This is a genomic window from Rhizobium ecuadorense, from assembly GCF_001187535.1.
Classification (GTDB): domain Bacteria; phylum Pseudomonadota; class Alphaproteobacteria; order Rhizobiales; family Rhizobiaceae; genus Rhizobium; species Rhizobium ecuadorense.
Map to the genome: position 1 here is coordinate 1 of NZ_LFIO01001221.1, position 352 is coordinate 352.

A 352-nucleotide genomic window follows, 5' to 3' on the forward strand; every position below is an offset into this window, starting at 1 on the left:
GCGTCGGGGACCTCCTCACCGCGTAGGTCCGAGTCGATGCGGTGTTGGCCATTTGCTTTGTCTCCATCCGATCCGTGGGCTGGCGGCGAGCCACGCTGAGGCCACCTCATGCGTCGGAAGATGACCGAACGAGCAGGAAGAAGAAACGTATGTTACTGTAGCGTACGGCCTTCACGGGCCGTATGAGGCGTCGGAGACCCGGAACTCGGTTTCGATATCCGTCGCGCTCGGCACCGGCAGTCCAGCCCGCCGAAGCGCTGCGATCATGCGCATGCTGTCCTTCGGCGACAGGTTTCTCTTCCGGTTCTCGGCCACGATGTTGGGCAGATAGTCGGGGCGCATCTTCATGAAC

Annotated in this window: 1 protein-coding gene; it reads right to left on the minus strand. The window is 61.9% G+C overall.

Translation table 11 applies throughout. The features are described from left to right. Positions 1–171: 171 nt before the first annotated feature. On the minus strand, positions 172–352 hold a 181-nt coding region (locus AF337_RS40875; RefSeq protein WP_152971189.1), incomplete at its 5' end, for a hypothetical protein.